Raw genomic sequence first — 7,242 nt, 5'->3', positions numbered from 1 at the left:
CCATCAGCCACCTGTTTGTAAATGCAAATCCAGCGCTCTTGATTCCTCGTAGTTCGTCATACTCAACCGGTCGGTGGGGATCAGGAGCAGTCACAGAACCCCTCGGCCTGCAGCGCCTCGTCGAACGGCACCGAGACGCCACAGGCCGAACAGGTTACTTCGAATGAGAGGCTCGCCTGCAGCTCCCCGCCAGCGGACAGCTTCCCCTTGTTCGCCAGCGAACGAAGAGCGTCCGCGGCTTCGTCGACGGCATAGGCATCGAGTTGGTCGATTCGGTCTTCCTCCCAGTCGCAGGCCGGTGACGGGTCCCGCCTCTCACCGAGACACTCGGTTAGGTGCGTCCGGACGACGCTGTAGGAGACGAAATCGTCGAGCAGGTCGTCGACGATGACGCCACCGCGGACCAGCAGCCTGCGCATCTCGGCAGCCTCGTCCGCCAGTCGCCGAGAAAGCTTCTGATACGGCATTCTCGGGTTCTCCGAGAGAATCACCAGTATCTGGGTGTCGATCTCGTCGAACTCGTCGAATCGGTGTTCGGGCATGGCTGGGATGCCGGGCACTGGCACATTAACGCTATCGTCCGCGCGCCCGGTCGATTGGCTCCAAGAGGCAAGGAGATTGGAAGAGTCGTGATATACACTCGGACGTGATCCGTTCAACAGTCACTATCGGAGATTCGGTGGATCAGCCGGTCTTGCGTCGCCTCAGATCAGGCGAAGTTGAGCAAAGCACGTCCGAGTGTATAGTGATTACTGCGAGTCTGTCCCGCCGTGACCATCCGTGTCGGTGATGGGAGCCCCTGACCCGGCGGCGTTCGACACCGTCGATGCACCGATTCGCAGTAATCACTATGAAACAGGCTCTCCAGAAGACGCGAATCCATTACAAACATAGATATGTAATGATTACTGGGTGACGGGTAATCGGTATCTGTGGTTCAGTTCGGGAGACGCACTGAGAGGTCATCGAGATTACTCAGCTCCCACAGAAAAGGTGTCGGTAAATAGAATAACAATTTGATTGAGACGTCCCGTTGTCACAGCCCCCGTGGACGATGAGCTTCCAGACACCGATCGATTTCTCTGTTTGGGTTAGCTAGGTATCGTCGATGTATCAGTGTCCGGAAACGAACAGCTGCGAGAGACATCTTACGATTTCCATAGTTTGGAGGATATGTACAATCAGCAGCCAACGGGACTCTCGAGAAGAATCCGTGAATCAAGGTGTTCTGCCCTTCATAACAAATTAAATATGTTACTGTGGTGGCTCTCGATCGACATCTCCACTGGTCGGCCGGCGAACACGAACGACACTCCCAGTGGTCTCAGCCTCCGGGTACGACGGTAGTTCGAACGGCTCATTGAATCCTGCAAGCGCGAGCAAACCGGATCTACTGAAAACGCCGCCCAAATCGATACATGAATCCCGACAGACTTGACCGAAACTGCGATATGCAGCAGGTAAAAACGAACCCGGCGGGCGATGGGGTGCTGGCTGTGAATATCGCTGGGGTAGGTGGTCTTCGTCACCTCTTCCGTGCGCGACTAACCAATCATGTATGCCAGCAAGGGTTTCAGGGGGGCCGTCGATTCGGTTCGTCGGATAGCCCGGGCCTCCCCTACCGGTCGTGGACGTGGCCCTCCCGGTCTGAGAGTCGGCCGCCCGGCCGGTCGTTGACCTCGGCCAGCACCTCCCCGACGACGCTCAACGCAATCTGGGTCGGCTCGTCGCCGCCGAGATCCAACCCGACGGGCGTCGCGATGCGTTCGAGTTCGGCCACGGTGAGCGGGCGGTCTTCCTCGGCGAACGCTTCGCGCATCTCCGCAAAGCGCTTCTGTGGCCCCATCAGCCCGATGTAGGGAACCGCCGTCTCCAGCAGCGAGTCGAGCGCCAGGCGGTCGTCGAGGAAGTTGTGGCTCATCAGCACCGTGTAGGTGTGTTCGGGTGCCTCGACGGCTTCACCCAGATCTGGCGCTCGGACCGCCCGGACCGAGTCAGCGGCCGGGAACCGCTCCCCGTCGGCTTTCGCCCCGCGCCCGGTCACCACCGCGACCCGGAACCCCGCCTCGCGGGCGATTCGGGCGACCGGTCGCACGTCTCCCTGGCTCCCGAACAGGAACAGCGTCGGAATCGGCTCGTACACGTCACAGAAGACGGCTCTTTCGGCCCCCTCAAACGAGATAGTGACTGTCGTCGACGAGGATAGTTCCTTCAGGGAGTCCTCGGTGAGCGCCTCGGATACTCCATCGATGAGTTCCCTCGGCAGTGGACTCCGACCGGTTCCAGCCAGGTGCGCTTCATCGGCAGTCGACCCGTCGGCCAAAACAGTAGTTCGATCGCCCGGGGAGACGGCGGGCTGGGAACGCTCTCTGGACTCCTCGTCCACGGAGAGCACTGTCGCGACAACCGCTCGTTCCTTTCGGGCCATCGCGTCCAGCGCAGGTTGCAGGCTCGCGTCGACAGGGTCCATGAGGACGTCGATGACGCCGTTACAGCCCAGTCCCATCCCCCACGCCTCCTCGTCGTCGTTCGTCAGGTCGTAGGTCTCGGTCACCGGAACTCCATCAGCGATGGCGGTTCGAGCCACCTCCGCAACTGGTCCTTCGAGGCAGCCTGCGGTGATAGCACCGATTGCGGACTCTTCGGTGACGACGAGCCGGGCGCCGGGACGGCGGTAGGCCGACCCCTCCACGTCGGTGATGACCGCCGTCGCCGCCTGTCGGTCCTCCGAGAGACACGCCCGAAGCTGTCGGGCGACATCCGCGCGGGTTGCTTCCCAGCCAGTGGCCTCAGTCTCAACTGCTGGTTGGTCCACAGTCATCGTCCAGGTGAGCCAGAAGCGAGTGTGCCGGCTCCTGTAGCGACGCTGCCCAAGCAGACAGGTACTGCTGTGGCTTTCTGCCGGGGCTGTTCGGGTAGGGGCCTTCGTCGGGTATTGACACCCATTGTATATGCAAGGCGCCTCAGGAGCTAAAGGCGTTTCTCCGCTCGCTCGGCGTGTTACACAGACGCCGAACAGTGCCGTCGACGAGACGATGAACTGTGCTCGCTCGTCAGTCTGGGCCGCCAGCGCCGCCACCTTCTCACGGGCGAGACCGTCTGCGGGGCCCGTCGTCTGAGAAAATATCCGTGGTCGAGAAACCGCATCCCCAGTGTAAACGCCTCATACCGCCGGATGACGTAGCCCCGGTGTTCCAGCGTTCCCAGATGGCGGTGAGCGGTGCTCTTGGCGATATCGAGCGTGTCGGCCACCTCGGTCAGGGTTGCCGTTTCCACCTCCAGAAGGTACTCGACGACGTCGAACGCGCGCTCCACCGTCGAGACCGGATTGCGTTCGGGACAGTTTGTCATGCACCCATGGAATACGATAGCTAGACCACTCCTTACTCCTGACCGGAGAAGCCAGCAGAATGGCTGTTCGAATATGGGGAACGAGACACAGCGGGCGCCTTTGGTGGCGTTTCAGATTTCCGTGAGTCGGTCGTATTCGCTGTCAACTGCTGCCGCGTCTTCCGGCAGCAGCGCGACCACGAGATAGTCGCTGTAGGCTTCGAAGTAGTCGACGAGCGCGGCGATGCGCTCGGAATCGATAGCCTCCAGCGAGTCCAGCAGGACGAACGGGCACTGTTGGTGCACGTCGTGTGCGAGATAGCCCGCGAGTGCAAACACCAGGCCGACAACCTCCCGTTCGCTCTCGCTGAGGTGGTTGACCGAATCCTCGTAGACGGTTCCCGCAGTATTTCGGACGATATGTAGCTCGAAGGAGGCATCTGTCGCGTTGCGGGTGTCCGCTTGCGTCCGCTCGATCCAGATCCGTTCGAGGTTATCGTAGCCGAGCAGCCCGAGCACCGTCTCCATGTGGTCGTTGAACGCCTCGACGGCGTCCTCCTGGACGCGCCCGATGCGGGTTCGAAGCTCGACGAGTTGGGACTGGAGCTCTTCGCGCTCGGCTTCGAGCTTCTCGCGTCCGTCCAGCCCGGCCCGGATCTCCTCGAGTTCGTCCTCCACGGCGTCGCGCTCGTTGCTCAGCCGGCCGAGTTCGCGTTCGAGTTCGTTCGCCCGTTCGTGAAGCGAGAGCAGTTCGCTCCGACTCTCGTCCCGCAACGCTTCGACCGCCCGTTCGATTTCCTCGATCTCGGCCTCCACTGCCGCCCGACGCTCCTCGAGCGACTCGAGCGCCCCTTCACCCTCTGCGACCTCCTCCTCGATGCGGTCGAGTCGCCGCACGACCTCGGTGTGGCGCTGCTGCTGTTCCTCGAGTTCGGTTTTCCGCTCTTCCAGCCGGCTAATCTCGGCCTGTACCTCGTCTTTCTCGTCGGCTGTTCGCCCACGGAGCTCCCGGAGAAGCTCGACGGTCTGCTCGACTTCGTCGGTCTCGACCGACGAGCCGCAGGTCCAGCAGGTCACGGATTCGGTGTCGTCGACGAGCCGATCAGTGAGTGAGTCATTGGCAGTGCTCGCGTCATCGGGTGTCGTCTCGCCGGCGTCCTCACCCTCCTCGGTGGTCGAGGCCTCAGTGTCCGACAGTGACTCGATAGCCGACAGTGAATCACCGGCCGACGGCGACTCACAATCGAGCGCGTCCCGAACTTCGTCACGGGAGCCGTCGAGCATCTCTCGGTTGAACTGAACGACGGTATCGAGTTCACCGATCTTTCGGTCGAGGCGCGTCCGCTCCTCCCGGAGGTCGTCGAGTTCGCGGCGAATCTCGGCCAGATCGGCCTCGTCGGGTGCCGCAAGCTCGTCCAGTTCCGCCCGCAGCGTCTCCCGTTCCTCCCGCAGGTTCTCGAGGCTCTCGCGCTCGGTTTCGCGCTCGTAGCGAACGTCGTCGAGGGTGGCCCTGAGCTTCCGAAGCTTGGCCAGCTTCTGTTCGGTTTCCCGCTCTTGCTCACGCTCGTCGGCGACTTCAGCCGACGCGGAGTCGATCTCTTCCTCGACCTCCGCGAGCGTGGTTTCGGTCTCCTCGATTTCGGCCGTTAGTTCGTCGCGGCGGCGTTCGAGCGCCGGGCGCTCGTGTTCCAGCTCCTCAAGTTCCTCCAGTCGGGTATCGACCGCTCGTTTACGCTCTTCGGCCTGTCGGATCTCGCGCCGGATCGCGCCCGTATCGACCGGTCGCATGATGAGTTCACGGAGCTCATCGCCGCGGGCGACCGCGCGCCGGGCTTCGTTGGATTCCAGCAGGAACGCGAACAGATCCGCGGCCTCCAGATCGTCGAGATAGGCGTCGCCGCTTGCGGTGACGCCGCCGTTCTCCCGCCTAAGCGTCCGCTCGTACGTCTCGCCGTCGATTGTCAGCGACACCGACGCGCTGTCAGCGTCAGCCTTCATCGCGACGCTCTCACAGCCACACCCGGCCATGATGGCCTGCAACAGCGACGTTCGGTTCGTTGCGTTCCGGCCTTCGAGTACTGTTACGCCCGGCCCGAGTTCGACGGTCGTTTGATCGATGCCGCCGATGTTTCGGACCGACAGCCGGGCCGCCTCCACGGCAGGCTCCGATGAGAGGGTCATCGTGGAAGGGGTCTACCCTTTGGCGTATAGAGTTTCGGGAAGCGTCAGACCTGTCACAGCGTCAGCAATGTAACGGGAGCCGTGGTTGGCACACGGATCGTGGTTGCCTATTCGCAGTCACACTGTCCGCGCCGGAGGAACGAGGTCAGCTCGTACCGACTGTTGCAGTCCCGGCATGTGACGTATACGTCGGCGGTCACCTCGAACTCCCCGATATCTATCTCGTCCGAACCCGCGAGCCCCTCAACGACGCCAGCCGAGACCGAGCGCGTCCGCCCGACCAGACGCTGGACCGTCTCGATCCGGCTCTCCACGCCTTCTGTCTCCGCGGTGTGTTCCAGCCCGCGGACATCCGTAAGATAGGTGTGGATGGCCTGGTGGGAGACGAACTCCGACGTGAGCTGCTCAACGTCGACGCCCTTGCGGCCGAGTCGCCGTTCGGCCCTGGTCCGAGCGCCACTGGTGGCCGAATCGCCCGATAGCAGTTCGTAAACGTTCGCTGCCTCGCCCTCGAGCGGACTCATTCCCGCGTCCTGCATCGCCGCCCGGACCAGTCGTTCGTTGAACAGCGTCGCCAGTTCACGGAGGCTTTGGCGTTCGACACCCTCTCCCAGCCAGTAGCGCGCGAGCTCTGCTGGCATCCCTTCGAGCTCGTAGGACTCGATGAGCCGCCCGACCTTGCTGCCTCGCCGCCGATTGTTTGAGCCCTGCTCATTCTCCTCGCTCATTGTTTGGGTATTACTACCTGTTGGTATAGACGTTCGGTTCGAGACTGCTCCCGCGCTGTTGACCCTCGGGTATATCGGCGGAACTCACTCTTCGTATCGATTCGAGCCACCTGGGACAAACGGGTTGTGCCAAATTGTGCCCTTTGAGCACTTTTCGAATCTATCGTGTGCGCTACCGCATGACTTCTTCCAGCGCCTGAAGACGGGGGTATGCGCTCGCAACTCTATCAGTCGGTGGAGCGAACTCTCACAGAAATTTACTGCTGTTCTGATTCCACATACCAGTTCTCAACACGTTCGCAGAACTCCTCGGAACTTATCTCGTACACCGTATTTCCGTTTTCGTCTCGGCGCCGACTAATCATGAATGCGGGCTCGTTGTCGATTCGCAGTTCCCAGTCTTCGAGGTAGTTCGTGTTGACCCCGAGAGGGCGGATGTCGCATCCGTACCGTTCTTCCAACTCCGGGATGACGTCGTGGGTGTACACCCCGTCCGCGAACCGGGGTGGTGTGTACTCGGGCAGCCCGAGGAACTCACGGAGTTCCTCGTTCTCGACCCACCATTCTGGGCGTTCTTCGGTCGGTTCTGTGTCGTCACTCATTGTGTTCTCGCTGTTGCGATGAGTTCGGCGATATTGTTAGATGCCTCCCTATTTCGCTCGCGGTGCTCTCGGGAGTACCGACGTTTCCTGTCCTCGACCCGGTCGTGTGCAGACTCCCGAAGGAGTCGTCGGTCTGTGTTCATCAGTTTCTCATGCGTCTTCACGTGGCTGTTGCCCAGCGGTCTGGGATTCCTCTTCCAGTGATGGACTCTGCCAGTACTGGTGGTCCGGCATGTTTCTGAAACACATCGACTCGTGTTCAGCCGATTCCGATTCGTCTGTTACCAGTGGCGGTTTCTCTTCCTTGCAGATTTCTCGTGCATGTCGGCAGCGGGTATGAAACCGGCACCCGGACGGCGGGTTTCTCGGTGACGGGACGGCTCCGGAAAGCACCTCGAACT

At 61.4% G+C, this 7,242-nt stretch carries 7 protein-coding genes; all 7 read right to left on the bottom strand.

What is annotated here, in order from left to right; translation table 11 throughout:
• Window positions 1-80: 80 nt before the first annotated feature.
• Complete coding sequence (locus V5A38_RS14010) at window positions 81-542, bottom strand: AsnC family protein (RefSeq protein ID WP_332326383.1); 462 nt, start codon at window positions 540-542, stop codon at window positions 81-83.
• A gap of 1,076 nt (window positions 543-1,618) precedes the next feature.
• Entirely contained in the window at window positions 1,619-2,821 is a 1,203-nt protein-coding gene (locus V5A38_RS14005) for an XdhC family protein (protein WP_332326382.1), read from the bottom strand.
• 179 nt (window positions 2,822-3,000) lie between these two features.
• A complete protein-coding gene (locus tag V5A38_RS14000) occupies window positions 3,001-3,315 on the bottom strand; it encodes a helix-turn-helix domain-containing protein (protein WP_332326381.1) in 315 nt (104 codons plus the stop codon).
• A 147-nt stretch (window positions 3,316-3,462) separates the two neighbouring features.
• Window positions 3,463-5,511, bottom strand: a complete 2,049-nt coding sequence (locus tag V5A38_RS13995; protein ID WP_332326380.1) for an archaea-specific SMC-related protein — start codon at window positions 5,509-5,511, stop codon at window positions 3,463-3,465.
• A 107-nt stretch (window positions 5,512-5,618) separates the two neighbouring features.
• Window positions 5,619-6,239 carry a rod-determining factor RdfA gene (gene rdfA, locus V5A38_RS13990; RefSeq protein WP_332326379.1) on the bottom strand — a complete coding sequence of 207 codons (621 nt, stop codon included), beginning with the start codon at window positions 6,237-6,239 and terminating at the stop codon, window positions 5,619-5,621.
• Window positions 6,240-6,496: 257 nt separating this feature from the next.
• Window positions 6,497-6,841 (bottom strand): hypothetical protein, encoded by a 345-nt coding sequence (locus V5A38_RS13985; RefSeq protein ID WP_332326378.1) that lies wholly within the window; start codon window positions 6,839-6,841, stop codon window positions 6,497-6,499.
• Between the two features lie 150 nt (window positions 6,842-6,991).
• A complete protein-coding gene (locus tag V5A38_RS13980; protein ID WP_332326384.1) occupies window positions 6,992-7,234 on the bottom strand; it encodes an oligopeptide/dipeptide ABC transporter ATP-binding protein in 243 nt (80 codons plus the stop codon).
• Window positions 7,235-7,242 lie beyond the last annotated feature (8 nt).

It is taken from the genome of Halolamina sp., from assembly GCF_036626355.1.
Classification (GTDB): Archaea; Halobacteriota; Halobacteria; order Halobacteriales; family Haloferacaceae; genus Halolamina.
The sequence above is the reverse complement of the archived record's forward strand: the minus strand, read 5'-3'. Positions and strand labels throughout refer to the sequence as shown.